The following is a 26,964-nucleotide window of genomic DNA, read 5'->3' as shown; positions in this document are numbered from 1 at the left end:
AAAACTTTTGGAAAGAGGAAGCCGGATCTTTATCTCGACGCGGTCGCCGGCGTAGAGGCTGCGCTGATCGGCTTGCCGTCAGCATTTGCGGCCGGCCAGTAATTCTCCAAGCCCAGTGATTTGAAGGCCGCCGAGGCAAAACGAGGATCGATGAACTCCTCGATGGCGAAGGACTTGCGGATCATCTTCTGGTCTTTCATGAAATTCATGATTTCCAGATAGTGCGCGCGCGTAAAATCATCGACCAGTGGCACCATGATCTCTCGGAGGGGCTCGTTTTCCATCTCCTTGGCCAGCATTTCGTAGGTTACGCCAGCGGTGACGAACGAGTGCAACAACTCGTCGCGGTGTTCCTGCAGGGACGCGAACTGGGCAGCCTTGACGAAGGCGGTAACCAGCTTCTGCGTCGTTTCCGGATACTGCTCCGCGAATTTATCGACCACGAACAGGTCGAGCGTGAATTTCCATCCGAGTGGAAGATCGCGGGTCGACCAGATCACACGGGCCTGTTTCTTTTCCTCCATGGAGAGACCAAAAGGCTCCGGCTGATAGAGAGCATCGATATTGCCGCTGATCAGCGCCGCGGCACCGTCGCCGGGGCTCAGATTGAAAATCTGGAAATCGCTCTCCTTGAGACCGTTCGTCGCGAGTAGTTTCGCGAAAGCAAAGGTCCATGGACGGCCTTTGTTGACGGCGATGCGCTTGCCCTTCAGATCCTTGATAGAGGTCGCCGTCGAACCGACGGGAACCAGCAGATATGAGTTCAGGCCGCGTCTGCCGCCGAGGATGAGCTTGGTCGTCAAATTTCCTGCACGGCCGACGGTAGCAGGAAAATCGCCGTAGTAGGCGAAATCGATCTGCTTCCCACCGAGCGCTTCGTTGACACCGGGCCCCCCACCGGGGACAGGGACCCAAACGATCTTGGTAGGGCCACCGGCGAAATCGGCCTGCACAAAGCGGTCGATGTAGCCCGTCGCGGTGCCGAGTTCCGGCTTGCCGGAAGAACTGACTTGCGATGGCAAGCCAATGCGCAGCTCGGCAGGAGGCGTCTCGGCGTGCACACCCGCAAGCCCCGAGAGAACCGTCAGAACCGAGAGCCCGATCGTCAGCATTCTCATACTTCGAACTCCTTCAGGATTTCGTGTCGCAGCTTGATAAAGTCGGAGCTTTCACGGTCGCGCGGACGTGGAAGATCCACATCGACAATACGCTCGATACGCCCCGGGCGCGGCTTGAGAACGACGATCCGGTCGCTCATGAACAAGGCTTCGTCGATGTCATGGGTGATGAAAATCATCGTCACATGTTTCGTCATCCAGATCGTCTGCAGCTCGAGTTGCAGGCGCATCCGGGTAAAATAGTCGAGCGCTCCGAGCGGCTCGTCCAACAGAACCATCTTGGGATGATTGACCAGGGCACGCGCGATAGCCGCACGCTGCGCCATGCCGCCGGACAGTTGATTCGGCAAAGCCTTTTCGAAGCCCCGAAGGCCAACCAGTTCGATATGTTCTTCGATCAAGGCACGCTGTTCAGCGGCGGGCTTGGGCCGGGCTTCGAAGGCCATGGCGACGTTGTCAAAGACATTGAGCCACGGAAACAGCCGATGGTCCTGAAAAACAATTCCTCGATCGAGACTCGGCCCGAGAACCTGCTGACCGTCGATCGTGATCTTCCCTTCAAAGTTGAGATCAAGACCTGCGATGAGGCGCAGAAGCGTCGATTTTCCGCAACCACTGGCTCCGACGATCGAGACAAATTCGCCTTCGCGCACGGAAAAGTTGATGTCATCCAGTACCCGCCACGACGTACCGACAACATCGTAGGTCTTGCCAACGTGGCTCACCTGCAATCCGCTGGCGAGGCCCGGGGATTCATGCATCTGGCCCTGCACCATGGCTCCTTCCATCAGATCCTCTGCGCGTTCCAGCGGGTGAGATGCTGCTCGATTCGCCGCAGCAAGATGTCGAGCAGCAATCCGATCAGGCCAGCCAGCAATACACCGACCATGACGATATCGAGTTGAAACAACTGCCGCCCCCAATCGATGAGATAGCCGATCCCTTCGCTCGACGCGAAAAGCTCGGCCGCGACCAGGATGAGCCAAGCCCGCGACAGCGCGCCGCGCAGACCCGTCACGATTGCCGGAAGCGCCGCCGGCAGAATGACCCGGCGAATAAGCATCCACCAGCGGAAGCATAAGGCCGAGGCGACCTCCAAATAAGCCGCGGGTACAGCGCGGGTCCCGTCAAGCGTATTCAGCGCCACGGGAAAGAAGGTGGCGACCGCGATCATGATCACCTTGAAGGTCTCCTGGATACCGAAGACCAGCATGAGAAGCGGCGCGAGCGTGATGACCGGGATCTGGCGCAGCATGTTGAAGATCATGCCGAGATACCGGTTCGCCGTCGGCACCAGACCCAAAAGCAAGCCGAACGCAATCCCCGCCACGGCGCCACTGATGTAGCCGAGCGCAAGGCGCTTGAGGCTCACGGCGAGATTGGTTGCGATATCGCCGCTCTGACAGAGCTCGATGAACGTCGACACGACGGTTTGTGGAGGAACGAGAATGGAGGGCGGAAAGAGTCCGCTCAGGCACAGCAATTCCCACAGAACCAGCAGAGCCAGAAGCGATATCATCCAATCGAAGCGGAATTTCCGCAGCGACCGTGAGCGCGACCTCCTCCGCGGGCTTGCCACAAGCACTAGCGTCGCAGCCTCTTGTGGATGGGTCTTCGCGTGTTCATTGCGTGACCGCCGTCGTCTTGATGTCGGCTGCCTCGTCAATGAAACCTGCGAGCAGATCACGCGCTCCAATATGATTCATCATCAACAGAACAAGGCGCGAGAGCACCGCCGGATAATCGTCGCCTGCCGCCGTCAGCTTGTCGGCAAGCCTGACATAGAGGTCCTCGAGGTCCTGTCCGTTCATGCGATCTGTCATCACACCACGCCCGAAGAAACAGCAAAGCGACCCAGGCCATGCGACTATTGCGCCATCAGCCAGGCGGCTACTGCCGCAATCAAGTCGAAATGACACTGTGTCGGCCATGCCGCAAAATGTCCAGAGAAAAAATGACGCAAATCTCGTCGACTAGGCAAAAGGTAGAAAAAAATCGCGAACCAATATCAGTTTTTGGTAGTCATCTCTAAATTTTTGCAATTTACTAGATGCCACTTGCAGGCACCGTCTGTTGGAAATTGCCTGACCTGTGCATTGCTTCCCAAGGAACGAGAGATGATTGCACGCGAATTGTTAGCAGTCCCGGTGATGGCCGCACCAAGAGGCCCGATTGATCTTCAATCGGGAGTAGCAAGGATGGCCGGCGTCTTGTGGTGCACGCGCTGGCGGGCGGAAGCGGGCAAGTTCTCACGCGTGGTGCTGGTCTTTGTCCATCCGTCAGCAAATTTCATGGGTCACTATGCCCTATCAACGATGGCCGAACTCGGCGTCGATGCCGTTGGGGTTTCTACCCGATATCTGAACAATGAATCGACGCTGCTCCTCGAAAACTGCGTCCTCGACCTCGGCTCGATCGTCCGGCACCTCAAATCGGAGGGCTATGAGCGTGTGGTGCTCGTCGGCAATTCGGGTGGTGGATCGCTCGTCCCCCTCTACCAGAGCGAAGCCGAGGATCCGAGCATCACCGCCCCTCCCGGCGGCGGCGCGCCGGATCTGACCAAAGCCGATCTGCCGCCGGCCGACGGCCTGATTTTGCTGATGGCTCATCCCGGACGCAGCATCGTCCTGACCGAAAAGCTTGATCCAGCCATCCGCAACGAAGCCGATCCGTTCGATCGCGACCCCGAGCTGGACATGTTCGACCCGGCCAACGGGCCGCCTTACTCGGCGGAGTTCTTGAAGCGCTTCCGCACCGCCCAGATCGCCCGCAACGACCGGATCACCGACTGGGCTTTATCCAGGCTGACGGATGTGATGGAGCGAACGAAGGGCAAAGTGCACGATCTTCCGTTCGTCGTGCATGGCACCGTCGCCGATCCGCGCAACCTTGACCTGTCGCTCGACCCGTCCGACCGCAAAGCGACGACGCATTGGGGCGAGCCATATACGGCAAACCTCATTCCGGCTTCGCTTGGGCATTATACGAGCTTGCGCTCCTGGCTGTCGCAATGGAGCAATCGCTGCTCCAACGGCGACGGACCAAAATGCCTGAAGCGGGTGAGCGTGCCGGTGCACGTTATCTATGGAACGGCAGACCCCGGTTGCTATCCGAGCTATGCGCGGCTCTTTTTCGATGCGATCCCGCACGATCGCAAACAACTGACCGCTGTAAAAGGCGGCAATCATTATCTCAGCGATCAGCCGGAGCAGAAGCGCTTCGCATGTCAGGTCATGGCTGACTGGTCTCAGGCGCTTACATAACGGCCTCTCCAATGGAAACCGTCTTCTCGGAATATTTCCCTTACACCCATCACTCCGTTCAAATTCCGGCGCTGGTGGCTGGTCGCGAACCAAGCCGCAAGCCCGTCGTCATCGCGGGTGGCGGGCCCACCGGGCTTGCATTGGCCCTCGGACTTGCCCGGTATGGGATCGCGACCATCGTTCTCGAGGCCGATGATACCGTCTGTTCCGGTAGCCGGGCCGGCGCCTTCACCCGGCGCACGATGGAAATACTGGAGCGCATCGGGATTGCGGATGAGATGGTCCGCACCAGCTACGGGTGGTCGACGAGCTGGACTTATTTCCGTGACAAGGAAGTCTTGCGCACGCAACTTCCAAACGACGCCTTCCAGAAATATCCTCCGACGATCAGCCAGCTCCAGAACTACATGGAGCATGTCATGGTTGAACATGCCGAGCGTAGTGGCCTGATCGATATTCGCTGGCAGACGCGGGTCACGGCGGTGGATCAAATCGACGATGGCGTTCGCATAAGCGTGGAGACTCCCGACCGCAGCTATGAACTAGAGGCGGACTGGGTGGTCGCCTGCGACGGTGGCCACAGCACGGTGCGCAAGGCGCTCGACCTGCGCATGGAAGGAAATCGCCATTCCGGCCGGTACATCATTGCCGACGTGAGGGTTGATAGCGGAGACCTGCCGCCGGGACGTCGCTTTTGGTTCGATCCCCCGACGCGACCCGGCGGAACCCTGATCATGTTCAAGAAGCCGAACGGCATGTTGCGCTTCGACTGCCAGATTCGTGAAGGTGAGAACGAAGAGGAGGAAATCAAGCAGGAGAAAGTCTTCGATTTCATCTCACGGCAGTTGAAGTGGATGGGAATTGACGCACCTTGGGAACCGGTCTGGTTGTCACTCTACCGGGTGACCGCGACGACGCTTTCATCCTATGTGCACGACCGCGTCATCTTTGCCGGGGACGCGGCTCACATCATGCCTATCTTCGGTGTGCGAGGCTTCAACTCTGCCATAGAGGACACTCACAACCTCTCCTGGAAACTTGCCCTTGTTCTCAAAGGGCAGGCCGACCCTGCCCTCTTGCAGTCTTATTCGACCGAGCGCGTTGCGGTCGCTCGTCGCAATCATCATTTTGCGATCCGACGAGCTGAATTCTATTCGCCTCCTTCTCGGGGCGCCCGCGTGTTGCGAGACGCCGTTTTGTCGCTGGCAGCCAAACATCCCTGGGCTGCGTCGCTGCTCGATCCGAGATGGCATTCAGCAAGCCAGCTGACCGCCTCCCCCCTGAACTGGACGGTCGATGAGACGGTCTTCGAAAAGGGTCCTGCGCCCGGCGACGTCTTGCCTGAATGTCCCATTATTAGAAACGCGGATCGCGGCTTTCTGACAGACCTGCTTGGCCCTCATTTCACCTGCTTTGTTTTCACGACCGACGGCAAGCCATCAGGAAACATGGAGGAGGTCGAAGCGCGGCTCGGCCAGGAACTGCCGATCAGATTCGTTCCTCTCGCGCTCGATGCGGCCGCTCCGGGCGTCATTCACGATCCGTCCGGACGCCTGGCGGGCCTCTTTGAGGCGCGGCCGGGCACTACCTACTTGATCCGGCCGGATGGTCACGTCCTAGGGCGCTGGCGCCAGTTGCTGCCGGAGGAGATCGCCAAGGCGTTAGGAACAATATTGCGTAGAGCGCCCATCGCTGCACAACCAAGCGTGTCCGCGACCTGATGGAGAATCCGAACGAGGCGCCGGCCCTTCGATCGTCGAGCGCGAGCCTTACCCCGCAGCTGCAACGATTCCGTCGACCAAAGACAAAATATCGGAATTCATTTCGCTTTCACGTTTTTCCAGCGCAAGCAGCACCACGCTGCAAACCACGGCGCGGACATCCTCGTGCGTGACCGGTCGCGGCGCTGGCGCCTTTTGCTCCAACCATTCCGTCAGCAAATCATTCTGCAGCCGTTCGGCAGCCAGTTCCGCAGCCTTGATCTGTGTCCGTAGTTGTTCCGAGCCCCCGGTGGGCGCCGGCAGCGGTCCGGATTTCAACGCCACGCGCAGCCCACGCAGCGGCTGCACAATCTGCTCTCGCCACGGGCGGCAAACTTCGTTCATATCCTGGATAGCAGGCGGCTCCAGCACAATGCCGCGCCTGACGGCCGCGAACACGGCCGTCAGCAGCATCATCACATCGACGCCGGCCTCGGCCTGTAGTCTGAGGCAGGCATCGGCAACCCCTGGCTTGGCGTAAAGTTGCAGGGCAAAAGCCCAGCTTTCGAGATTCGGTTCGGGTTGACCTGCTGTCATCGCTGACTCACAGCCGTCTCCGGCGCTGGTTGCCGCGACATGCTCACACCGGATCTCTTTCCTTTGGTTTCAGGCCTTCCCAGCGGCTGACGACATCGGTTTTGATGTCGAACAGGTCGAGCACCCGTCCCAGCGTATGATCGACCATCTGTTCGAGGCTGCCCGGGCGGGCATAGAATGCCGGTACCGGCGGGTAGATGATTGCCCCCATTTCGCTGGTCGCCGTCATCGAACGCAGGTGGCCGAGATGCAGCGGCGCTTCACGCACCATCAGCACCAGACGCCGGCTCTCCTTCAAAACGACGTCGGCGGCGCGGGTGATCAGCGACGACGTCACGCCCGTCGCGATCTCGGACAGGCTGCGCATCGAGCATGGCGCGATGATCATGCCAAGCGTCCGAAACGAGCCGCTCGAGATCGTGGCGCCGATGTTGTCGACTTGGTGGACAACATCCGCCAGCGCCGTGACGTCGGACGGCTTGAGGTCCAGCTCCTGCGTCAAGGTGATCCTGGCGGACCGGCTCATCACCAGATGGGTCTCGATCGCGATAGGCTGTAACAAGCGCAGCAGCCGAACACCGTAAATCGCGCCGGACGCCCCGGTCATTCCGACAATCAATCGTGAAGGTGAACTCATCGAGGAAGTATCCAATCCTTAAACCAACCAGGCGACCGCTGACCCGCCGGATAATTTGCACCAAACGGATGGAGACTATTGCATGGATGCATGCTGATCCAGCCTGCGCAGTTGGCCTGTGGATGTTTGTGGCGCGGGCTGCCGGTATACCGGCGAAGAGCGCGACCGAGAAAGCCGGAGACGGGCGAAGGCGATCTGTTTTGTGCGAGGCTCGACCGATCGAGGCGCGCTTCGCGCTTGAGGCGCTTGACCGCTACAATTGTGGGCTCGCAACGAGCGTGATCAGCCCTTAAGTCGCACGCGAGTGCCCTGCCCTTGCGGCCTAACTCCCTTGGCCGCCCAAACCCGTAGGGACGCGCATCACACCAAAGAGCGATCGCCCACGCTCGCCGTCGATGGATTTTTCTTGACCTCCCGGTGCACACGTCGTGCACACGGCGCCCTCTATCGTATTGAGAGAATTGTGCTTTCGATCCAATCCATCATCGGCGCCACGGAAAAGCGATAGTCTTGATATTTCAATCGTTTACCCTACACTCTCAATGGGATGGAAGAAGAACGTGTGCACTCCAAACTAGACGAAATTGCACACGTTTGTACCCGTTTTGACCTGTCGGCGCACACGTAGTGCTGCACACGAAGCCGGAGTGCATACGCGCGGCGACCTTCACTCAATTGGCACCTCCACCGCCGCGACGAAGAGTAGTCGCGATCTGGCACGTTCCGCGCCAAAAACGGAATTAGATGCGGGCATAATCTACGCCCTGGGCAGGGTCAGATCTTTTGGAATTCGATTTTGACTCGCCGCCCCCTACGGATCGGCGGCCAGTTATTGAGCGAGGGCAAGTGGCCTATGGCCTGGGCGCCGAAGGCATAAGGCAAGTCGAGATGCTGCGCCGCCAGCCTTGTTGGATTCTTCGCAAGATTTGTCTAGCTGCTCGGTGCCTGGCGGCAGCTGCGCCATCGCCTGACGCTGCACGTCCGTGCTGAATTCGCCAGACGTTCTTCAAGCGTCGTTTGTCTAAAACGGTTGCGTTTCCTGATCATGCGATACCCCCGCATGGCAGGCGATGGCCTGGTACTCCAAACGATCGCACGTCGATAAAGGAACGATGCCGGCGCGCCCCAACGAACATGTGATATCTGACCTCTTAATCAGGTGGAACTTTTCGGAACGTTGCACGGCACGGCATGTTGACTGGTCACGACCTTTACGAGTCGAGCAATCATCCTTGGAGCATCAGATGAGCAAACGTAAACCGGCAAGAGGGTCAAAGCACACCCACAGCCCGAGAATAGTCGCGAAGGCCCAACGGGCCGCTCAAGCTATTGTCAGAAGCCCAAAAGTGAGCGTTCCGCGCTCCGTCGGTGCGGACTCGAACGAACAGCGTTCAAAGCTTCATGAGGACTCGCAACAAGACGCCCTCTTTGTTGAGAATCCGGAGCTTCTCGTTGAGAATGCAGAGACAGCCCTTCAAGATGCAAAACAGATGACGGAGAAGGATTCAAAGAAAGGGATTGATTTTCTCTCCTCTGCCAACGCAAAAGTGCGGGCTTATCAAGACAAGCTTTTGGAAATAGCACAAGCCAACATGCAATTTACCTTTGAGTTCGCCCAGAGGCTTGCGGCGGTCAGGTCGCCCCTTGAATTTCCCAGTGTCATTGCAGAATACACAAGCAAACGCCTCGCCATGTTCCGGAAGCATTCGACAGAGATGGCTGAATTAAGTACGAAGCGGTAGATCTATATTGGCGGCCGAAAGCGTGTTTTGAAGTTAGATTCCGGAAGATCGCACTGCCGATGGAGATCCGCTGGCGTGAGCAATGTTTCAGCGCGATGGATAGCTAGAGATCCGATCCATGACGTGGATCAGAGCGTGACACGGGTGATCGATTCGAGGCCGTCCGGCATAAATCCGCATCACTTCGAAAGCGGCGCGGCGATGCTCTCAAGAGATTTCCCTCCCGCATCAATTCCAAATTCGAGCTCCGTTCCCGCTGCAATGATCAGCAGCAGCGCCGCCAAGAGATAACCGACGCTGACACGCCCGTCGATCCCGACTCGATCAACCAGCCAAACAGCAAGGGTGACGTGCTGCGTCCGATCAGGGTTGGCAGTGAACAAACGAGATCGGCCCAGTCTTCGGGGAAACTGGGGTCATCTTCGGGAGAACGGCGCGAGCTGCCGGGCCCCATTCGGCCACAGCCGATCACAGCCATCTCGCCGCCGCTGTTCAATTTTGCTCACTGTCCTAATTCCCAGTTTCGAGTGTCCTGATGAGGGCGATCAAGCCAATGCCCGCTTAAAAAGCGGACGTCGGGCGCGCAGACCCTCCTCTCCGTGCCGTTTCTTTTGTTGGGCTTCTAAGTGTAATGCGGCGTAGCATTCGACGCGCGCTGAGGAACAAATGACCCAGATAACCGTTGCTCAGCGACGAAGCCGGAGTTGACCTTTGATTTGGACGCCGCCGGAAGTTCGAGTTTCAGGGCGGTGTATTTGAACCGATCGGTTCTCAAAGCGAAATCACTGAGAGACTTTAAGATCAGGGAAGAATAAGCCGTGCGTGTCCTCATCATCGCATTGTCAGTCTTAGGATTTCTCGTCAGTGCAAATGTTGCCAAAGCCGGTCCGAGCACGGCCGACCGCAGCTTGTTGGCATCCGTCGATCCGGCAGCCTTCGAGGCAACTCAGGAAACCGAAGATCAGATAGGCCTCGACAAGGGAAGGCGTCGCGACGTGCAGCGCCGGCTGACCGGTCTCGGCTTTGATACCAAGGTCAGCGGTCGGTTCGACGAGCCGACCCGCGCCGTCATCACGCGCTGGCAGGCGGCGCGCGGCTATCCCAAGACTGGCTTCCTCAACACGGTGCAGCATCACGCGCTGCTGACCGAGTCCGTTTCAGGGGCGCACGCCAGCTTCGTCGGCAACTACAGATCCGATGACGACCGTCCGGCCCATCGCCGCGGCGCGGGTGGTGCTCACCATCACCGCAGTGGTGGCGGTCCAGGTGGACTGATTGGCGGCGTGGTGGGCGGACTGTTCGGACGCAGGTGACCCGACAAGTTGTATGGAGCGCTCAAACGTTTTCGTCCCCGCGATCAGCACGGCGCGGCACACGAGCGTAACGTCGCCTATCGCACCTTTCGGCTTTCGGACGTGGTCGGGATATGGACCGATGACAAACGCCGAATTTTATTGATGCGCCACGCTGAGAAGACCGGGGATCCAAGGATCCGCACCTCTCATAGGATGGCTGTGCGAGCGCGGCCAAGTTTGCAGATTTCATTCCCCACGTTCGGCATTTCCCGGTTTCTCATCGCGACCTACGCTCTCCGACTTTCGGGTTTCCGACGGGCATCCGGATTGCGCCCGATAACCGCTCCCTCCCGAGGACCGCCCTTCACTCCTTGGCCAACGTCAAAGCATTTACTTCACAGAGATCCTGATTTCGCCTAGGCCCTCGATCCCTCCCGTTACCACTTCGCCGCGCTGCACAGGGCCGACACCCTCCGGTGTCCCCGTCATGATGATGTCGCCGGGTCCAAGCGCCATCGATTGCGAGCAGATAGAGATGATATCCGGCACAGGCCAGATCAGCTTTGATATGTCGGAATCCTGTTTGAGCACGCCGTCAACGGCGAGCCAGATGCGTCCGGCCTTGGGGTGCCCGACCTGTGAGAGCGGCCGCAACGGGGCGATCGGCGCCGACCGGTCGAAACCTTTGCCCCAGTCCCAGGGACGGCCTTGCTCGCGGGCCTGAAGCTGCAGATCGCGACGGGTCAGATCGACGCCTACGCCGTAGCCCCAGACATGATCGGGTGCGTGCTCGACCGCGATGTCTGTCCCGCCCTTCCCGATCGCGACGATCAGCTCGATTTCGTAGTGGAAGTTCTTCGTCTGGGGCGGATACGGAACGGTCGTCCCCCCGTCCACGACCGCATCAGCGGGTTTCATGAAGAAGAACGGCGGCTCACGATCGGGATCGCGCCCCATCTCCCGCGCATGCGCCGCGTAGTTGCGGCCGACACAGATGATACGACGCACCGGAAAGCGCGCTGTCGAGTTGTGAACCGCGACCGAGGCCTGCGGCGGAGGTGGCAGGACGAAATCGGAGTGGGTGATGGCATTAGGCATTGCCGCGGTCCTCCCGGAACAGATGTAGGGCTTCCTGAATTGGTCGATCCGAATATGAGAAGATCACCCCGTCGCCGTCGATCGCCTCGTGACGCACGCGATGCCAGGAGGGGACGACGAAGATGTCTCGCTTGCCCCACTCGATAACGATATCCTCGCCGGATCGAGACGAGATGACGCTGCGGCCCTTCCCTTCGATCGGCACGAAGACCGTCGCATCCGTCGACCGGTAAGCCGCGGTTGCAAAGTCCTTCGGCAAGAGCTGGATGAAGGTCGCCATCGTGGCCATGGCGTAATTGCCCGTAATCGGGTTGGTGTAGCGCATCTTGAGACCGTGGCAAGGGTCCCACGCGGCGGCTCGCCGCAGCCGCTCGAGCGCCTCGCGCGTTCGCACGTATGGATAGTTGAACACCGGCGAGGTGCCACCGCCTCCCTTGTGATCCACAGGGAGAAGGTTGTGGCCGTAACGGGCGTCGCTGTCGCCGACTGGTCGGGTGATCGGCTGTTCGTCGACATCGAGATGTTCGGCGAACGACGCGTCCAGCATCTGCAGGACAGGGATGTCGAGACCATCCAGCCAGAAGACCGGGTTGGGACTGGGATTGCCGTGATCGTGCCAGGCCCAGGGAGGCGTAATGATGAAGTCGCCCTCATGCATGATAGTGCGTTCGCCATTGACGGCGGTGTAGGCGCCCTCGCCTTCGAGGATGAACCGCAGTGCCGACTGGGTGTGGCGGTGAGCCGGCGCGACCTCGCCAGGCATGACCAGTTGCACGCCGGCGTAGAGATCCGTCGTGATCCTGGATTGTCCGCGAAGACCGGGATTCTCGAGGACGAGAACTCTCCGCTCCGCCTCCTTGGCGGTGATGAGACCTCCGGCCTCGAGCATATACGCGCGGATGTCGTCAAAGCGCCAGGACGCCGGGCGACAGGCACTCCTCGGTTCGGGGGTCACGAGGTCGGCCAGCGACAGCCACAGAGCCGTGAGGTTCTTCTTGTCGATCTTGTCGTAGAAGGCCCGGCGTTCCGCTGTGTCGGCGGTCGGAGCGATGATCGTATCGTGGGACATCGTTTGTCTCGCTGTGCTTGAGGACGAGAACGACTAGCCGCTTGTTCAGGCGCCCATTGGCGCGCTACGCAGCTTCTGCCGATCGATCTTGCCCGTTCCGGTCTTCGGCAAATCGGACCAGTATTCGATCAGGCGCGGATATTTGTAGGGAAGCAGCTTCGACTTGACGTGATCCTGCAGTTCCCGCGTCAGCAGTTCGCTCGCCCAGTAACCGTCGCGAAGGATCACAAATGCTTTCGTCGTCATGCGACGGTCGGGAAGCTCCATTCCGAGGACGGCGCACTCCCGAACCGCAGGATGTTCGGACAGGCAGAGCTCGATCTCGAGGGGATAGATCCATTGACCGCTCACCTTGATGAGATCATCGACGCGACCGACAAAGGTGAAGAATCCGTCAGCGTCTTCGACAAGCCTGTCGCCGGTCCAGATCCAGCCGCTGTCGCGCATGGTCTGTTCGGTCTTGTCCGGTCGATTCCAGTAGCAAGGCGCACTGGAATGGCCGCGGACCCACATGACGCCCTCCTCGCCTCGCCCGACCGGCTCGCCTTCCGGCGTGGTCAATCGGATCTCGTATCCAGGCACACGCTTGCCGGCCGTTCCGATTTTTCTCTGGCCGCGCGTATTCGAAAGATAGATGTGCAGGACCTCGGTTGATCCGAGCCCTTCCAGGATCTCGTGTCCGAAGCGTCGCCTCCAGTCGTTGAAAATGTCCTGAGACAGCACCTCGGCGGCCGACAGGCAAAGGCGCACGCTCGAGAGGTCGGCAGACTCGATGCGCGGGTGATGAAGCAGCGCGGTGTAGAGGGTCGGCAGCCCAAAAAAGAGCGTCGGCTTGAATCGCTCGATCATATCGAGAACCGCATTCGGCTCGGGCCGACCGGCGAGCAGGACCGTGCTGGCACCGACGGAGAACGGGAACGTGATCGAATTGCCGAAGCCGTAGGCGAAGAAGACCTTCGGCACCGAGAAACAGATATCGTTCTCTTCGATCGCCAGGATGTGACGGCCAAAACTCTCCGCCGTATAGGCCATGTCGTGCTGCAGGTGCACGATGCCCTTCGGCCGGCCGGTGCTGCCTGAGCTGTACATCCAGAAAGCCATGTCGTCGCGACTTGTGGGCGCCGCTTCCAGCTCCGAAGGAAACTGGGCGAACCATTGGTCGCCATTCAGCAGATTGATCGAGGAGAGTTCGCACGCAGCGTCACCGTTGAGGACGATCAGTGCCCGAAGCCGCGTCCCCGCGATCGTCTCCTGGTCGAACAGGAAAGCATACTCGGCGTCGACGACGGCGACCGGCGCGGCCGAGTCCTGCAAGTAGAAGCCGATGAGGTCCTTCGGCGAAAGCGTGTTGATCAGCATCGGCACGAAGCCGGCGCGGATTGCCCCGAAAAATACCGCCGGATAGGACGCCGTGTCGTTCAGCAGGAGAAGCACGCGGTCACCCGCGGCAAGTCCGAGCGACCTGAGCGCGTTGCCGGCTTTGGCGGCCTTGACGCACAGTTCACCGTAGCTGGTGTTGCCTGCCGCGGTGTAGATGGCGACCTTGTCGGCGCGGCCCGCCTGCAGATTGCCAAACAGGATTTCACTGGCGTTGTAGCGCTCGGGAATCTCGAAGCCGATCTCCTGCGCACCGGGAGCGTCGTCTGGCACATGGTCCACGATCGCATGGCCGATTCCGTCCGTCATGGGAGCGTTCCTCATTATCGCGATTTGTTGGGGGCTGATGAATTCGCGTCGTAGCGCGCCATGAAGCGTGGCGACATCGCGTGGAGCTGACTGTCGTCGATCCGGCCGGAGCGAGTGATGTAGCTGTAGCCGAAATCCAGCGGTGCCAGCTTCATGTGCTCTGCAAAGCGTTCGTACCAGGACGCACTCGTCTTTGCGGCCTTGACCAGCTTCTCCACCGCCGGGCGTCGTGCGGTCTCATAAGCTTCCAGTGCACGGCGGAGATCGTGCGGTTCACTGCCCAGGGCATTGACGAGGGCGATGACGTCCTCGATTGCCAGGCGCGTGCCTGATCCGATCGAGAAATGCGCAGTGTGAAGCGCGTCTCCGACGAGCACCATGTTTCGGTGCGACCAGCGGTCATTCCACAGCCACGGGAAATTCCGCCAGATCGACTTGTTGTTGACCAGAGGATGCCCTTTGAGGGTGTCGGCGAACACCTTCTCGCAAACGGCCCTGCTCTCTTCTTCCGTTTTTTCGGCAAAGCCGGCGCGCAGCCACGTTGCGCGATCGCACTCGACGATGAACGTGCTCATGGTGGGCGAGTATCGGTAGTGATGGGCGTTGAAGCTGCCGAACTCCGTTTCGACGAAGGTCTGGGTCAGCGTCTCGAAGCGCTTGGTGGTGCCGTACCAGGCGAACTTGTTGTCGTCATATGAGAGGGAGGTCTTGAAGTCGCCTTCGTAGGTCCTTCGGACCAGCGAGTTCACGCCATCGGAGGCGACGATCAGATCGTATCCCGCGAGTTCATCGACGGAGCGCACGGCGGTGCCGAACCGGAGATCCGCACCGGCGGATCGCGCGCGCTCGGTCAATTGCGTGATGAAATCGAGCCGTCCGACCGCGGAGAATCCGACGCCATCGAGCACGACGCGTTCACCGCGGTGAACGAGTGTGATGTCACGCCATGTCTCCATGCGAGCCGAGACGGCTTCCGCCGTCTCAGGATCATCGGCGCGAAGGAAGTCGAGCGCCTTGTCGGAGAAAACGACTCCGAATCCCCACGTGGCGCCCTCGGGATTCTGCTCGAAGACATCGACCTGATCCTGGGGATGCCGGCGTTTCCATAGGTAGGCGAAGTACAGCCCCGCAGGGCCTCCCCCCAACACAGCGATGCGACCGAGCCGCATGACCTTCCTTGCCTGTTTGCTTTTGCTTACTGGTCCAATTACGCATCATGCAATCTATTTCCTGATATGCAACACATTTTTACGCAAGGAGGAATTACTTTTTCTATATGAAATCTCAAGACCGGGCCTAAGCTTCGGCCCGGCATTGTTCGGCGCGAGGGTTTCGGATGTTTGAGACAGCTTTTACGATCGAGTGGGGCGATTGCGACGAAGCCGGAATCGTCTTTTATCCCAACTACTTCTACTGGTTTGACTGCACCTATCAGCGCTGGCTGCGCAGACATGGATTGAGCCAGCGCGAGCTGCGGCGCCGCTTCAAGAGCGTCACGCCGCTCGTCAATGTCGGCGCCCAGTTTGTGGGTCCTGCCCGCTACGACGATGAACTGGTGGTCAGTGCGGGAGTGACCGAGTGGCGGGAGCGGCGGTTTCGAATCGACTACAAGCTTTCGGTGGGGAACATGCAGGTTGCGAGCGGATTCGAACAGCGCGCCTGGGCATCTGTCACAGGCACGGGTGAACTCCGCGGCGCGAGCGTGCCGCCCGAGTTCAAGGAACTGTTGAAATGAAACGTACGCCTCCGAAAGACACTGGCGAAGACAGCGGTGGGACGGCCCCGGGCGGCATCCAGGCTCTCGACGCAGCGCTTTCGGTCCTGCGGGTCCTGCGATCCTTCGATGGGCCGGCGGCCCTGTCGGATATTGCGCGCGAAGCGGGGATGCCTCCAAGCAAAGTGCATCGATATCTGGCGAGCTTCATTCATGCGGGCCTTGCCGTGCAGAAGGAGCGGTCCGGCCGGTATGACCTCGGTCGCGAGGCAGCAGAGCTGGGTGTCGCGGCAATCAGCCGGAATGACTTCGTCGTCCGAGCGTCCGAAGAGCTTGAAGAACTGGCCGAGGCGACCGGACAAGCCGCGCTGCTTGCGGTGTGGAGCCACAGTGGCCCGACTGTGGTCAGACTGGAGAGAGGCCCCAGTCTGACGACGACGTCGATCGGCCTTGGCAGCACATTTCCCCTGCTGGACTCCGCGACCGGACGTGTCTTTCTCTCTTATCTACCCCGTCAACAGCTGATGCCGCGGCTCCGAACCGAAATCAATCGGGCCGCTACAAGTGGGATTAGCTGGCCCGATCTGGATCCCGATTTGGGTAGCGTCGAGGCACTGATAAAAAAAATCCGGCGTGAGCGTATCGCGCATGTCGACGGTCGCTACATTCCCGGTTTGATCGCGATTTCGTCTGCGATCACCAATTGGCAAGGAGAGATCGAGGTCGCCGTGACATTGTTCGGCACGCACAGGGAATTGCTGGAGCCGGGCAGTGCCACGCGAACCGCTCTGATAGATTTTGCCTCGCGTCACTCGATCATCCCGCCGGCCCAACTTAACGACGCGCCCGGCAATCGAGCGCGATAAAAACGTCGCTCTCGGTGCGAGTTGCCGCGATCTGCTGGATTCGCCTGGAGATCTTTGCGCCCGGAACGCCAGACGAGCGCACAAGCGCGCTGTTGCGGCGGCGGCGGAGCTCCTCTGGCCGAGGACTGCGCACCGAGGTCACCGATGAACTTGAGATCGGTGCGCACAATGGCCGGGCCTGAATGAGTGAGTTCAGTTAGACGCAATCATCGACGCGATTGTCGATCTTCGGCGCTTCTGCGTGCTGGAGCGGGGTGCGATACCGCCACGCATCGATTCCGCTCTGAACGCATTGCGCGACAGGGATGGGTCGATTCATCCTTTAGGTAAATCGATAGCCCGCTCAGTGCCGGCACGTCGAAATGAAGAAGATGGGCGTCCGCCGACCGCCGCTGATCGGTTTCGATCAGGGCGAGCGCCTGCGTCGCCCAGTCGCGATCGATGGCGGGCGGGGCCGCGTGCTGCAGGCCGGCCCCGGCCGCGCCCGACAGCAGGGAAGCGATGGCTGGATCGTCAATCATTTCTGGTTCACCCGAGGAACACCCGAGAAGCAGAGCTGCCGCGACACCTGCGCGGCGGCCTCGACCAAGGCCTGCACGGCGGGATCCGTGGCCGTCGCCTGCCGGTCGGGGCCTGCGATCGCCAGCACCGCGACGAGCTCGCCCTGGGAATCGAACACCGGCGCGGCTGCGCCGCGGATGTTCTCGACGAAGTGGCCCTTGAGCCAGCTGAAGCCCGATTTGCGCACCCTGGCCTTGACCGCGTCCACCGCCCGCCGCCCTTCGGGCGATGCGAGAAACTTGGCGCCCAGCTCGCGCTCGAGCCGCGTGCGGGTGTTGTCCTCCGTCAGGTAGGTCAGGAAGACATGGCCGGTCGCGGACGCAAACAGTGGAAACACGGTACCGAGTCCCAGTGATGTGACGCCGATGCCTCCCCCCCTGAACCAGCGCACGACGGTCGGACCACCGTCGCCCCACACCGCCAGCGTGCCGCCTTCCAGCGTCTTGGCCACCAGTTCCTTGAGTGCGGCCGTCGCAAGATCGATGGCCTCGACGCGCGCCAGCGCGGCAAGGCCGACACGCAGCGCGCGCGAGCCGAGATCATAGAGCCCGGTCGCGTCGTCCTGGGTGGCGAGACCGCAGCGCACGAGGCTGACGAGGTAGCGGCGGGTCTGGCTCAACGACATCCCGGCGCGGCGCGCCGCCTCGCCCAGCGTCAGCGGCCCCGGACTGTCCGCCAGGACATCGAGAACCGCCAATCCGATCTCGACCGACTGGATTCCCTGGACCCGATCGGCGGCCGACGTCCGTGCGCTGGCTGGTTGCCCGCGCCCTGTCGACCTCGTCTTTCTTGCCATGCTAGCGCCCGTGCTGTCGGAAAACGATCAGGTTTCCAAAGCCGATTTCCGGGTCGATGTAAACGACGTCGCCGTCGACGCGGTGACGGACCTCGCCCTGCTCAAGACACGCTCGCAGCGCGGCGATGGAATCAACCGCGATCTCGTACCCGAGATAGCGCGCCTCGGCGCCCTGCAGGTCGCGGCCCGCGCCGAAGCGGCTCTGTGCATCTGCGGCCGAGATGACGTCCAGCCAGACCTGCCCCGGACTGGGGCGGCCGTCCTGCCCCCCTGCGAACAGCCTAGTGAACTCGTCCCGCCAGCGGGCCGGATCGGCCGCGATAGCGAACACGCCGCTCAGGTGCCGCGCCGTGTTGGCATGGGAGAGCCATGCGGGACGCAGATAGAGCCCGACGTCGTAGTAGCGGCAGGCATTAAAGGCGAGCGGTGTCTCGACCGGCAGGATCACGTCGAACTCCGGAAACACGGATTCGCCGGGCGCGATCACCCACTGGCGGCGGACATGGACAGGCTGCCCTGCATCGAAGCCCGCGGCGGTCATCACCCCATGAGCCGCCGCGGCGTCACGGGCGCCCAGCACCATCGACTTGACGCCCTGCTCGCCCGACAGCGTCCGCACCATCGCCGGCGGCAGGCGGGTCCGATCGTGCGACGCCATCAGCTCGATGTAGTTGGCGAACCCGGCCGTCTGCGGCTGCATCAGGACGAGATGGTTGGAAATGCCCATCGGCTCGATGCGGCTGATCGGCGACAGCGTGAATCCCATGCGGCGGAACAGCGACGCAGCGGCGTCGAGGTCGCGCACGTAGGTCAGGAGGTGATCGATTTCGGCGATGGGATGGTCGGCCATGGTTTCACTCACAGATGCGGTCGAAGATATCGTCGACGTGGAGCGCGACGGCGTCGATAACCGGCAGGTCGACTGCCGGGACCGGCAGCAGCAACGGAAGCTCCGTGCAGGCGAGCACGATGGCGCGTGCGCCGCGCCCCTGCAGCGTCCGGCTGACGGCGGCCAGCGTGTCGCGGCCTTCGGCGCCGGCGTCGCGAACCGTCAAGATCCGCTGGATCAGGTCGTCGATACGCGGCTGGTCGCCGTCGTCCGGAAACAGCAGCCGCCGGCCCTCGCCGAGATGGCTGCGCACGGCGTCCGAACGGCAGGTCAGCGCAGTGCCGAGCACGCCGATGTCGCCGGTGCCGGTCGCCCGAAGCGTCCTCGCGACGGCGGCCAGCACATGCGGAACCGGCACGTCGACCGCGGCGGCGACCGCCTTGTGCCAGCGGTGGGCGGTGACCGCTGTCAGCGCGATCACCTCGCAGCCTGCGCGGCGCAGCCGTGTCGCGGCGTCGACCAGATGCGCCTCGATCGCCGCCATGTCGCCGCGCGAGGCCAGCGACAACAGCTCCGCGTAGTCGAGGCTGTCGATCTGTCCCACGATGGTGCCGTGGGACCCGAATGCACGCTCGGCCGCCCGGTTGAGACGCTCATGATAGAGCGCGGTCGATCGCCAGCTCATGCCGCCGATCAGGCCGAGGCGGCGGCGCTGTCGCCGCACCGCCGGTGTTGCCCGCGTCCAGCTCATGTGCCGCTCGCCAGCCGGACCCGGCCGGTCAGCAGCGGCAGCCCAAGCGTGATCAGAACGAAAGCGCCGGTGAGGAACTTGAGATCCGATGGATGCAGTCCGGTCGCAAGTCCCAGCGAGACCAGCTGGTAATAGACGATCGAGCCGACCACCGGCGCGATGATCTGCCGCTCGATCGATGCCTGACCGACGATCGCCTCGCCGATGATCAGCGCGGCGAGCGCATTGACCAGGATGCCGAAGCCCATGGTGACGTCGGCATAGCCCTGCTGCTGCACCACCAGCGCGCCGCCCAGCGCCGCCAGCCCATTGGCGAGGCCGAAGCCGAGCACCACATAGGCGCTGGACGAGATGCCGAGCGCAGGCGACAGCCGCGCGTTGGCGCCGACGCAGCGCAGCGACAGCCCCATCTCCGTGCGGTAGAAGCCGATCAGGGCGAGCACCACCACGCTGACGAGGCCGGCGAACAGCGCCACCTGCAGCCAGTTGCTGAGCAGGATGTCGGGCGTGATCGCGTCATACACCGACAGCTCCGGCGCGACCGAGCGGTTCGGCATGCCCATCGCCCGCAGGTCGACGCTCCAGATCATCGTCGCGACCAGGATGCCGGCGAGCAGCGAGGGAATGCGCAGCCGCAGGTGGATCAGGGCCGTCGCGGCGCCGGCCAGAACACCCGCCGCGACGGCGAGTACGGTCCCCGCCCAGGGATTGAGCCCCGCCGTGACCAGCGCGGCCGCGACACAGCCGCCCAGCGGAAAGCTGCCCTCCACCGTCAGGTCCGGCAGCGACAGCGTCCGGAACGGGATCATGATCGCGATGGCGACGAGGCTGTAGACCAGGCTCTGCACCAGGGTGACGGGGACGAGATTGAGGAAGACGCCGATCATCTTGCACCTGCCCGCGCCAGGACGATGCGATCGTCGGTGAGATGGAAGCGCGAGACCAGATCGGCCACCGTCATGGTCGCCTTCTCCTCTCCGATATCGGCAACGATGCGGCCGGCATCCATCATCACAATCCGGGACGCATACGACAGCGCATGTTGCATGTTGTGGGTCACCATGAGCGTGGTGAGGCGGCCCTGGCGCACGAGCGCCGCGGTCGCCTCCATCACGAGCTCCGACGTTCGCGGATCGAGCGCCGCCGTGTGCTCGTCGAGCAGCAATAGTTTCGGCGGCCGCAGCGTAGCCATCGCGAGCGCCAGCGCCTGTCGTTGCCCGCCGGACAGGCTGCCGGCCTGTGCGTCCAGCCGATCCTCGAGACCGAGCCGAAGCCCGGCGAGCACCGCGCGGTAGTCCTCGAAGCGGCTGCGCGTGACTGCGCGGCGCAGCCCGCGGCCGCTCGCCCGCATCAGGGCCAGCGTCATATTCTCCCCGACCGTGAGCGAGGGCGCGGTGCCGATCATGGGATCCTGGAACACGCGCGCAATGAGGCTGGATCGGACATGCTCGGACATGCGCGTCACATCGGTTCCGTCGATCGTGATGCGGCCGGCATCGGTGCTGAGCGCACCGCCCAGGAGGTTGAGCAGCGTGCTCTTGCCCGCACCGTTGCCGCCGATCACGGCGATGACGTCCGCGGCCGCGACCTGCAGATCGAGGCCGGCGATCGCGATCTTCTCGGATGCCGTCCCTGTATTGAAGACCTTGCGTAGACTGGAAGCGACGATCATCGATCTCAATCCACGAGGCAGTTGCAGGCGCTGAGGGCCGGCGGCACCTGCAGCCCCAGCGTGGTGAGCTTGCGGCTGCTGATCATCGGAACGTGCTCGGCGGCGGTGGCGCGATACGGCGGAATGGTCGCAGGATCCATCCCTTCTAGAATACGCGCCGCGATGCGCCCGGCCGCCTCGCCCGATTGCGCGAACGACACTGCAAAGGCCGCCAGCGCGTAATTCTGTCGCACCGCGTCGGGAATCGACGTGATGACCGGAAGTTTGGCGCGATCGGCGGTCGCCGAGATCGCCGCCATGCCCTGCTGGATGCGTCCCGATGCCACGGTGAACAGGGCATCGACCTGTCCGACCGCCGACTGGACCCGCTGTGACAGTTCGTTGGGATTGTCGACGCCGATCTTCACGATCGTGACGCCGCTGCCGGCGGCCGCGGCCTCCATGCCATCGACGGCCGCCTTGGAGCTGTCGTCGCCGGTATCATAGAGCACGCCGAGCCGCTTCATGTTCGGCAGCAGTCCCTTGAAGAAGGTGAGACCCGCTACGTAGTCGAGCGCGACCGAGGATCCAGTCATCAGGCGATCGCCCTTGTCCCACGACGGCACCAGCTTGGCGTGCACCGGGTCGGCGATCGGCATGAACACGATCGGAAAGCTGCGCGTGCGCAGCTGATTGCGCGCGGCGATCGAGACGGGAGTCGCCACCGTCACCATCAGATCGGGCTGCGCACCGGCAAGCCGCGTCAGCATCTGCGGGATCAGCGCCGCATCGAAATTGACGTTGGTCTCGTCGAAGGTCACGTCGCGCCCCTCGACGAAGCCGCCTTCGGCGAGCCCCTTCTTGAAACCCGCGATCGTCTCGTTGAGCGTCGGATGCGGCCCCCATCCGGCGATCGCGATGCGCTTGCTCTGCGCCGATGCACTCGATGTCACGACACCGGCGATCGCCAGCGCCCACACAACACGCTTCCACATGACTTCTTCCCTCCGCCGTTTTCTATCATTGCATATTGTGCAATCATATGCACAATATGCAAGAGGATTTGTTGAGCGAATTGAGGCGCGGATGAAGGCAGTTTTTTTCAAGACGCACGGCGATCTGTCAGTTCTGCAGTACGGCGACCTGCCGCTGCCCGAGCCCGCACCCGGCTGGGTTCGCCTGCGTGTCCGCGCCTGTGGCCTGAACTACCTCGACATCTTCTCGCGACGCGGCATGCCCGGGATCAAGATCGAGCTGCCGGGAATTACGGGTGGCGATTGCGCTGGCGTGATCGACAAGCTCGGTGACGGCGTGGAAGGCTGGACGATCGGTGAGCGCGTGCTGCCTGTCTCGCATCATGTCGACTGGACCACCGGCCACTTCGAAATGCTCGGAGAGACGCGCAACGGCGCGATGGCCGAATACTGCACCATCCGCGCCAGCCAGTTGATGCGCATCCCCGACAATGTCTCGGACGAGGCGGCCGCCGCGCTGCCCTGCGCCTACGGCACCGCGCATCGCATGCTGCACGCCCGCGGACAGATCAAGGCGGGCGAGACCGTTCTCGTGCTCGGCGCATCCGGCGGCGTCGGCACGGCCTGCGTGCTGCTCGCAAAACTTGCCGGCTGCAAGGTGATCGCCGCGGCCGGCAGCGACGAGAAATGCGCGCGGCTGCTCGACCTCGGCGCCGACGAAGCCGTCAACTACAGCACCGTCAAGATCGACAAGCATGTGCGCGAGACGACCGGCAGCCTGCTGCGCGGCGGCGGCGTCGACGTCGTCGTCAACTTCACCGCGGGCGACACCTGGGCGCCGTCGATGCGCTGCGTCAAGCGGTTCGGTCGCCTGCTGTGCTGCGGCGGCACCGGCGGCTACGCCGCCGTCACCGACATCCCCTATTTGTTCATGTCGGAAATGAGCATCATCGGCTCGACGGGCTGGGCGCGGGAGGATCAGGAGGTCTGCCTCGACCTCGTCGCCCAGGGCCGGCTCGATCCGCCGATCGATCGCGTGTGTGCGCTTGCGGACGGCATCGCCGCCGTCCGCGCCATCGAGGAGCGCGCCGTCGTCGGCAAGGTCATCGTGAAGCCGTGACCGCATGAGCAGCCCCCCTCACCGCTTTGCGACGTCCGCGGACGTCGCCGCGTTCGCCGCCGTTCCACTCGCCGAGCGGCTCGACGGACGCGACATCATCGCGATGATCACTGCGCACGCCGACCGCGACGGTGGCGCGGACGCGATCCACTATGTCCCGTCCGGGCGCGCCGGCGACATCGCCGTCGCCGCGACGCGCCGACAGCTGCATGACGGCGCGCGCGCCATCGCCGCACAACTGAGACAGGCAGGGATCAGGTCCGGCGACGTCGTCGCGACGCTGCTGCCCAACGGCCCGGCGACCATCGCCGCGACGATCGCGGCGATCGCGACCGGAACGCTCGCGCCGATCAACCTCTATCTCGAACCGGCGCAGGTCCTCACGCTCATCGACGAGTGCCGCGCCAGGGTCGTCCTCGTTCCGGCCCACCCGCCTGCCGTGCTGGCGAAAATGCTCGCCACGCTGCGTGAGCGCTGCATCGCGCGTGCCCTCACCCTGATCGAGATCGACACCGCGCACCTGCCGTCCCCGGCCGCGGACGCGCCGCCGTTGCAGCCGCGTGCGCCGCAGGATCGCGTCGCGCTGTTTCACACCGGCGGAACCACCGGCCTGCCGAAGTTCGTGCCGCTGACAGCGCACAACATCGCGGCGGCCGCGCTGATCTCGGGATTCGGTTATGGCTATGGCGACCAGGACCGCGTGCTCTGCGCGATGCCGATGTTCCACGTCGGCGGCCTGTTCGCCTGCTCGCTGTTTCCGCTCAGCGCCGGCAGCCGCCTCGTCATCCTCGGACCGCTGGGCTATCGCGGCGACGGGGTGATCGCCGGCCTTCCCGCGACCGTCGTCGACTATGGCGTCAGCGTGATCGTCGGTCCTCCGACCGTCATGGCGCAGTTCGCCGCCGACCTGCCGGATCGCGCGCGCCTTCCCAACTTGCGCCTGCTGGTCAACGGCGCCGCGGCGCTGCCGCGCGCGGTCGGCGAACGCCTGAGCAACGGCCTCGGCGTTCCCGTTGTCGAGCCATGGGGACTGACCGAGGCGACGCTCGCCGTGACCAGCGGCCCCTCTCACGGCGCCAACCGGCAAGGCTCGGTCGGACTGCCGCTGCCCTATTGCGAGGTCAAGGCCGTGCGGACGGATGCCGACGGACGCGCGATCGGCAACGCCGGCGAGGACATCGGCGTGCTCGCGATCCGCAGCCCCATGGTCTTCGCCGGATATCTCAACCGCGACGCCAAGGACCAGCCGTTCTTTGCGGATGGCTGGCTCGACACCGGCGATCTCGGCCGCGTCGATCGCGACGGCTTCGTCTGGGTGACCGGGCGCGCCAAGGAGCTGATCAAGCGCGGCGGCCACGGCATCGATCCAGGCGCCATCGAGGACGTCCTTGCCGCGCACGACAGCGTCACGCTAGCGGCGGCGGTCGGCAGGCCGGACGCCTATGCGGGTGAAATTCCGGTCGCCTACGTCCAGCTGCGCCCGGGCGCTGCGGTCGATGAAGCCGAGCTGCTCGCCTTCGCCGGCGAGCGGATCCGGGAACGCGCCGCGATTCCGAAGGAAATCATCGTCCTGCCGCAGCTGCCGGTCACTGCGGTGGGCAAGGTGCACAAGCAGCCCCTGAAGCTGCACATCACGCAGCGCGTGGTCGAGGACGTCGTCCGCGCGGTCACCGGCCCCGACCAGCCCGCCACCGTGACCATCGCGCCCCATCCGCGGCACGGCCTGCTCGTCCAGGTGCGCGCCGCGCCGGCGCACTTGCAACCCATCACGAACGCGCTCGGCGCGTTCACCTTTGCCTTCGAAGTCACTCCTGCCAACGAGGTTTCGTGATGATGCTCGACGTTGACGCGTTTCGCCGCATCGTGGAAACGGCCGCTTTTCACCAGCTCATCGGACTGAAGCTCGACCGGGCGGATGTCGCCGCCGGCGTCGTGGTGCTGCGCCAGCCCTATGACCCCAAGCTCAGCATCTTTCCCGACGTGGGCGCGTATCATGGTGGCGTTATCGCCGCGCTCATCGACGTCGCCGGCGCGGTCGCCTGCGGCCTCAAAACCGGCCGGCCGACGCCCACGGCGAACTTCCGCGTCGATTTCCTGAAGTCGCCGGCGAAGATCGACCTGATCGCCACCGGACGGCTGGTTCGGGCCGGCAAGACGATGTCGATTGCCGACGTCGAGATCAGCGACGACGCGGGTGAGATCTATGCGATCGGGCGCGGCACTTTCAGCACCGCCGCGTCCTTTAAGGCAATCAACGCCGGCGCCGAGAGCGCGGCGACCTGACGACGAAACTCATCGCGCCAAGGGAAACCTCTGCCATGAACCTGATCCCGTCGATCGTCGCCCGTCAGGACGAGCTGACGGCCTGGCGCCGCCAGCTGCACGCCCGGCCCGAGCTCGGCTTCGAGGAAACCGAAACGGCGTCGTTCGTCGCCGAGCGGCTGCGGTCGGCCGGCATCACGGTCCATACCGGGCTCGCCGGGACAGGCGTCGTCGGCGTGATCGAGGGGCGGCCGGGTGCGCGCAGCATCGGCCTGCGCGCGGACATGGACGCCCTGCCCATGGACGAGGCCGGCGACCGCCCCTGGCGATCGACCATTCCCGGCCGTTTTCATGGCTGCGGCCATGACGGCCACACGGTGATGCTGCTCGCCGCCGCACAGCATCTCGCCGGCACGCGCGACTTCGACGGCCGCGTCGTGATCATCTTCCAGCCCGCCGAGGAAGGGCTCGGCGGCGGCCGCGCGATGGTCGAGGCCGGCCTGTTCGAGCGCTTTCCCTGCGACGAGATCTATGCGCTGCACAATATGCCGCTGTTGCCGTTCGGCCAGGCCGCGGTCCGTCCGGGCCCGGCCCTCGCGTCGTTCGACCGCTTCGAGGTCACCATCCGGGGCGTCGGCGGACACGCCGCCATGCCGCACAAGACGGTCGATCCTGGTCTCACGATGGCGCATGTCGTGGTGGCACTGCAGGCGCTGGTTGCGCGCAACACCGATCCATTGCAGGCCGCGGTGCTGAGCGTCACCCAGATGAATGTCGGCACCACCCACAACGTGATCGCGAGCGAGGCGCATTTCGCCGGAACCGTCCGCGCCCTCAACGAGGCGACGCGAGCGATCATCGAGGCCGGCTTCACCCGCACCGTGCAGCATGTCGCGCAGGCCTATGGCGCGGAGGCCGAGATCACTTACGTGCGGGAATACCCGGTGCTGGTCAACGACGCCGCCGCGAGCCGCCGGGCAGCCGCTGCGATCGAGACCACGCTGGGCCGCGACGGCTTTGCCGCTGCGTTTCCACCACTGATGGCCGCGGAGGATTTTGCGTTCATGCTGCAGCAACGCCCAGGCGCCTATCTGCTGATCGGCCAGGGGACCGGCCCGGCCTCCCCGATGGTTCATCACCCCGAGTACGATTTCAACGACGACATTCTGCCGATCGGCGCCAGCCTGTTTTGCTGCCTCGCGGCGGGACGAACCGGGTAAATTAGGCTCGCCTCT

At 62.9% G+C, this 26,964-nt stretch carries 28 protein-coding genes; 10 read left to right on the top strand and 18 right to left on the bottom strand.

The window, feature by feature from the left end; all coding sequences use genetic code 11:
• Positions 1-29 precede the first annotated feature (29 nt).
• The 4 genes from QOU61_RS14845 to QOU61_RS14830 form a co-directional block, all read right to left on the bottom strand.
• Complete coding sequence (locus QOU61_RS14845) at positions 30-1,112, bottom strand: ABC transporter substrate-binding protein (RefSeq protein ID WP_289659598.1); 1,083 nt, start codon at positions 1,110-1,112, stop codon at positions 30-32.
• A 2-nt stretch (positions 1,113-1,114) separates the two neighbouring features.
• Positions 1,115-1,906: an ABC transporter ATP-binding protein gene (locus QOU61_RS14840; RefSeq protein ID WP_289659596.1), complete on the bottom strand. Its 792-nt coding sequence runs from the start codon at positions 1,904-1,906 to the stop codon at positions 1,115-1,117.
• A complete protein-coding gene (locus QOU61_RS14835) occupies positions 1,906-2,601 on the bottom strand; it encodes an ABC transporter permease (protein ID WP_289659594.1) in 696 nt (231 codons plus the stop codon). Before QOU61_RS14835 ends, QOU61_RS14840 begins: the two co-directional genes overlap by 1 nt.
• A 139-nt stretch (positions 2,602-2,740) precedes the next feature.
• Positions 2,741-3,049, bottom strand: coding sequence for a DUF2783 domain-containing protein (locus QOU61_RS14830; RefSeq protein ID WP_289659592.1), 309 nt, complete (start codon positions 3,047-3,049; stop codon positions 2,741-2,743).
• Between the two features lie 267 nt (positions 3,050-3,316).
• Here QOU61_RS14830 and QOU61_RS14825 point away from each other — a divergent pair, with 267 nt between their 5' ends.
• Together QOU61_RS14825 and QOU61_RS14820 are read left to right on the top strand one after the other, a co-directional pair.
• On the top strand, positions 3,317-4,381 hold the full coding sequence (locus QOU61_RS14825; RefSeq protein ID WP_289659590.1) for an alpha/beta hydrolase: 1,065 nt from the start codon (positions 3,317-3,319) through the stop codon (positions 4,379-4,381).
• 11 nt (positions 4,382-4,392) lie between these two features.
• Entirely contained in the window at positions 4,393-6,102 is a 1,710-nt protein-coding gene (locus tag QOU61_RS14820) for an FAD-dependent monooxygenase (RefSeq protein ID WP_289659588.1), read from the top strand.
• Between the two features lie 48 nt (positions 6,103-6,150).
• On the opposite strand, the gene QOU61_RS14815 is transcribed toward QOU61_RS14820, so the two are convergent.
• Positions 6,151-6,678 (bottom strand): TIGR02444 family protein, encoded by a 528-nt coding sequence (locus tag QOU61_RS14815; RefSeq protein ID WP_289659586.1) that lies wholly within the window; start codon positions 6,676-6,678, stop codon positions 6,151-6,153.
• Positions 6,679-6,721: 43 nt separating this feature from the next.
• Positions 6,722-7,315: a UbiX family flavin prenyltransferase gene (locus tag QOU61_RS14810; protein ID WP_289659584.1), complete on the bottom strand. Its 594-nt coding sequence runs from the start codon at positions 7,313-7,315 to the stop codon at positions 6,722-6,724.
• Positions 7,316-8,559: 1,244 nt separating this feature from the next.
• On the opposite strand from QOU61_RS14810, the gene QOU61_RS14805 reads away from it, so the two are divergent.
• On the top strand, positions 8,560-9,057 hold the full coding sequence (locus QOU61_RS14805; protein WP_289659583.1) for a phasin family protein: 498 nt from the start codon (positions 8,560-8,562) through the stop codon (positions 9,055-9,057).
• A 179-nt stretch (positions 9,058-9,236) separates the two neighbouring features.
• Here QOU61_RS14805 and QOU61_RS14800 read toward each other — a convergent pair whose 3' ends face one another.
• A complete protein-coding gene (locus QOU61_RS14800) occupies positions 9,237-9,440 on the bottom strand; it encodes a hypothetical protein (protein ID WP_289659581.1) in 204 nt (67 codons plus the stop codon).
• A gap of 435 nt (positions 9,441-9,875) precedes the next feature.
• On the opposite strand from QOU61_RS14800, the gene QOU61_RS14795 reads away from it, so the two are divergent.
• Positions 9,876-10,370, top strand: a complete 495-nt coding sequence (locus QOU61_RS14795) for a peptidoglycan-binding domain-containing protein (RefSeq protein WP_289659580.1) — start codon at positions 9,876-9,878, stop codon at positions 10,368-10,370.
• Positions 10,371-10,742: 372 nt separating this feature from the next.
• Here the strand turns inward: QOU61_RS14795 and QOU61_RS14790 are convergent, their stop codons facing one another.
• The 4 genes from QOU61_RS14790 to QOU61_RS14775 all read right to left on the bottom strand — a co-directional run bounded on the left by QOU61_RS14790 (position 10,743) and on the right by QOU61_RS14775 (position 15,374).
• Complete coding sequence (locus QOU61_RS14790; RefSeq protein WP_289659578.1) at positions 10,743-11,450, bottom strand: fumarylacetoacetate hydrolase family protein; 708 nt, start codon at positions 11,448-11,450, stop codon at positions 10,743-10,745.
• Positions 11,443-12,501 carry a gentisate 1,2-dioxygenase gene (gene gtdA / locus QOU61_RS14785; RefSeq protein ID WP_502876960.1) on the bottom strand — a complete coding sequence of 353 codons (1,059 nt, stop codon included), beginning with the start codon at positions 12,499-12,501 and terminating at the stop codon, positions 11,443-11,445. Before gtdA ends, QOU61_RS14790 begins: the two co-directional genes overlap by 8 nt.
• Before the next feature lie 63 nt (positions 12,502-12,564).
• Complete coding sequence (locus QOU61_RS14780) at positions 12,565-14,205, bottom strand: benzoate-CoA ligase family protein (RefSeq protein WP_502876928.1); 1,641 nt, start codon at positions 14,203-14,205, stop codon at positions 12,565-12,567.
• A 14-nt stretch (positions 14,206-14,219) separates the two neighbouring features.
• A complete protein-coding gene (locus QOU61_RS14775; protein WP_289659575.1) occupies positions 14,220-15,374 on the bottom strand; it encodes an FAD-dependent monooxygenase in 1,155 nt (384 codons plus the stop codon).
• Positions 15,375-15,541: 167 nt separating this feature from the next.
• On the opposite strand from QOU61_RS14775, the gene QOU61_RS14770 reads away from it, so the two are divergent.
• The gene (locus QOU61_RS14770; RefSeq protein ID WP_289659574.1) at positions 15,542-15,940 is read left to right on the top strand and encodes an acyl-CoA thioesterase; all 399 of its coding nucleotides are present in this window, start codon (positions 15,542-15,544) and stop codon (positions 15,938-15,940) included.
• Positions 15,937-16,785, top strand: coding sequence for an IclR family transcriptional regulator (locus QOU61_RS14765; RefSeq protein WP_289659573.1), 849 nt, complete (start codon positions 15,937-15,939; stop codon positions 16,783-16,785). Before QOU61_RS14770 ends, QOU61_RS14765 begins: the two co-directional genes overlap by 4 nt.
• Positions 16,786-16,991: 206 nt before the next feature.
• Here the strand turns inward: QOU61_RS14765 and QOU61_RS37195 are convergent, their stop codons facing one another.
• From QOU61_RS37195 to QOU61_RS14730, 7 genes are all read right to left on the bottom strand, one after another.
• A complete protein-coding gene (locus tag QOU61_RS37195) occupies positions 16,992-17,306 on the bottom strand; it encodes a hypothetical protein (RefSeq protein ID WP_354142526.1) in 315 nt (104 codons plus the stop codon).
• A complete protein-coding gene (locus tag QOU61_RS14755; protein WP_289659572.1) occupies positions 17,303-18,043 on the bottom strand; it encodes an IclR family transcriptional regulator in 741 nt (246 codons plus the stop codon). The genes QOU61_RS37195 and QOU61_RS14755 overlap by 4 nt, the downstream gene beginning before the upstream one ends.
• 100 nt (positions 18,044-18,143) lie before the next feature.
• On the bottom strand, positions 18,144-18,992 hold the full coding sequence (locus tag QOU61_RS14750; protein WP_289659571.1) for a VOC family protein: 849 nt from the start codon (positions 18,990-18,992) through the stop codon (positions 18,144-18,146).
• A gap of 4 nt (positions 18,993-18,996) precedes the next feature.
• Positions 18,997-19,722 (bottom strand): aspartate/glutamate racemase family protein, encoded by a 726-nt coding sequence (locus QOU61_RS14745; RefSeq protein ID WP_289659570.1) that lies wholly within the window; start codon positions 19,720-19,722, stop codon positions 18,997-18,999.
• Positions 19,719-20,609 (bottom strand): ABC transporter permease, encoded by an 891-nt coding sequence (locus tag QOU61_RS14740; RefSeq protein WP_289659568.1) that lies wholly within the window; start codon positions 20,607-20,609, stop codon positions 19,719-19,721. The genes QOU61_RS14745 and QOU61_RS14740 overlap by 4 nt, the downstream gene beginning before the upstream one ends.
• Positions 20,606-21,394 carry an ABC transporter ATP-binding protein gene (locus QOU61_RS14735; protein WP_289659566.1) on the bottom strand — a complete coding sequence of 263 codons (789 nt, stop codon included), beginning with the start codon at positions 21,392-21,394 and terminating at the stop codon, positions 20,606-20,608. Before QOU61_RS14735 ends, QOU61_RS14740 begins: the two co-directional genes overlap by 4 nt.
• A gap of 5 nt (positions 21,395-21,399) precedes the next feature.
• Positions 21,400-22,368, bottom strand: coding sequence for an ABC transporter substrate-binding protein (locus tag QOU61_RS14730; protein ID WP_289659564.1), 969 nt, complete (start codon positions 22,366-22,368; stop codon positions 21,400-21,402).
• A gap of 91 nt (positions 22,369-22,459) precedes the next feature.
• Between QOU61_RS14730 and QOU61_RS14725 the strand changes: the two genes are divergently transcribed.
• Genes QOU61_RS14725 through QOU61_RS14710 form a run of 4 tightly spaced genes read left to right on the top strand, consistent with a single transcriptional unit; the run spans position 22,460 to position 26,949 of the window.
• The gene (locus QOU61_RS14725) at positions 22,460-23,467 is read left to right on the top strand and encodes a quinone oxidoreductase family protein (RefSeq protein WP_289659562.1); all 1,008 of its coding nucleotides are present in this window, start codon (positions 22,460-22,462) and stop codon (positions 23,465-23,467) included.
• A 4-nt stretch (positions 23,468-23,471) separates the two neighbouring features.
• The gene (locus QOU61_RS14720) at positions 23,472-25,298 is read left to right on the top strand and encodes an AMP-binding protein (protein ID WP_289659560.1); all 1,827 of its coding nucleotides are present in this window, start codon (positions 23,472-23,474) and stop codon (positions 25,296-25,298) included.
• Entirely contained in the window at positions 25,298-25,750 is a 453-nt protein-coding gene (locus QOU61_RS14715) for a PaaI family thioesterase (RefSeq protein ID WP_289659558.1), read from the top strand. Before QOU61_RS14720 ends, QOU61_RS14715 begins: the two co-directional genes overlap by 1 nt.
• Positions 25,751-25,785: 35 nt before the next feature.
• Complete coding sequence (locus QOU61_RS14710; protein ID WP_289659556.1) at positions 25,786-26,949, top strand: M20 aminoacylase family protein; 1,164 nt, start codon at positions 25,786-25,788, stop codon at positions 26,947-26,949.
• The last annotated feature ends 15 nt before the right edge of the window (positions 26,950-26,964 follow it).

The sequence above is a fragment of the Bradyrhizobium sp. NP1 genome (assembly GCF_030378205.1).
GTDB lineage: Bacteria > Pseudomonadota > Alphaproteobacteria > Rhizobiales > Xanthobacteraceae > Bradyrhizobium.
This window is presented reverse-complemented; position numbering and strand designations above follow the sequence as displayed.

Bases quoted from the DNA above. Each gene is read 5' to 3' on its own strand.
- QOU61_RS14845 (WP_289659598.1), bottom strand. From the start codon at position 1,112: ATGCTGACGATCGGGCTCTCGGTTCTGACGGTTCTCTCGGGGCTTGCG.
- QOU61_RS14840 (WP_289659596.1), bottom strand. From the start codon at position 1,906: ATGGAAGGAGCCATGGTGCAGGGCCAGATGCATGAATCCCCGGGCCTC.
- QOU61_RS14830 (WP_289659592.1), bottom strand. From the start codon at position 3,049: ATGGCCGACACAGTGTCATTTCGACTTGATTGCGGCAGTAGCCGCCTG.
- QOU61_RS14825 (WP_289659590.1), top strand. From the start codon at position 3,317: ATGGCCGGCGTCTTGTGGTGCACGCGCTGGCGGGCGGAAGCGGGCAAG.
- QOU61_RS14820 (WP_289659588.1), top strand. From the start codon at position 4,393: ATGGAAACCGTCTTCTCGGAATATTTCCCTTACACCCATCACTCCGTT.
- QOU61_RS14815 (WP_289659586.1), bottom strand. From the start codon at position 6,678: ATGACAGCAGGTCAACCCGAACCGAATCTCGAAAGCTGGGCTTTTGCC.
- QOU61_RS14810 (WP_289659584.1), bottom strand. From the start codon at position 7,315: ATGAGTTCACCTTCACGATTGATTGTCGGAATGACCGGGGCGTCCGGC.
- QOU61_RS14805 (WP_289659583.1), top strand. From the start codon at position 8,560: ATGAGCAAACGTAAACCGGCAAGAGGGTCAAAGCACACCCACAGCCCG.
- QOU61_RS14790 (WP_289659578.1), bottom strand. From the start codon at position 11,450: ATGCCTAATGCCATCACCCACTCCGATTTCGTCCTGCCACCTCCGCCG.
- QOU61_RS14780 (WP_502876928.1), bottom strand. From the start codon at position 14,205: ATGACGGACGGAATCGGCCATGCGATCGTGGACCATGTGCCAGACGAC.
- QOU61_RS14775 (WP_289659575.1), bottom strand. From the start codon at position 15,374: ATGCGGCTCGGTCGCATCGCTGTGTTGGGGGGAGGCCCTGCGGGGCTG.
- QOU61_RS14770 (WP_289659574.1), top strand. From the start codon at position 15,542: ATGTTTGAGACAGCTTTTACGATCGAGTGGGGCGATTGCGACGAAGCC.
- QOU61_RS14765 (WP_289659573.1), top strand. From the start codon at position 15,937: ATGAAACGTACGCCTCCGAAAGACACTGGCGAAGACAGCGGTGGGACG.
- QOU61_RS37195 (WP_354142526.1), bottom strand. From the start codon at position 17,306: ATGATTGACGATCCAGCCATCGCTTCCCTGCTGTCGGGCGCGGCCGGG.
- QOU61_RS14750 (WP_289659571.1), bottom strand. From the start codon at position 18,992: ATGGCCGACCATCCCATCGCCGAAATCGATCACCTCCTGACCTACGTG.
- QOU61_RS14745 (WP_289659570.1), bottom strand. From the start codon at position 19,722: ATGAGCTGGACGCGGGCAACACCGGCGGTGCGGCGACAGCGCCGCCGC.
- QOU61_RS14740 (WP_289659568.1), bottom strand. From the start codon at position 20,609: ATGATCGGCGTCTTCCTCAATCTCGTCCCCGTCACCCTGGTGCAGAGC.
- QOU61_RS14735 (WP_289659566.1), bottom strand. From the start codon at position 21,394: ATGATCGTCGCTTCCAGTCTACGCAAGGTCTTCAATACAGGGACGGCA.
- QOU61_RS14730 (WP_289659564.1), bottom strand. From the start codon at position 22,368: ATGTGGAAGCGTGTTGTGTGGGCGCTGGCGATCGCCGGTGTCGTGACA.
- QOU61_RS14725 (WP_289659562.1), top strand. From the start codon at position 22,460: ATGAAGGCAGTTTTTTTCAAGACGCACGGCGATCTGTCAGTTCTGCAG.
- QOU61_RS14720 (WP_289659560.1), top strand. From the start codon at position 23,472: ATGAGCAGCCCCCCTCACCGCTTTGCGACGTCCGCGGACGTCGCCGCG.
- QOU61_RS14715 (WP_289659558.1), top strand. From the start codon at position 25,298: ATGATGCTCGACGTTGACGCGTTTCGCCGCATCGTGGAAACGGCCGCT.
- QOU61_RS14710 (WP_289659556.1), top strand. From the start codon at position 25,786: ATGAACCTGATCCCGTCGATCGTCGCCCGTCAGGACGAGCTGACGGCC.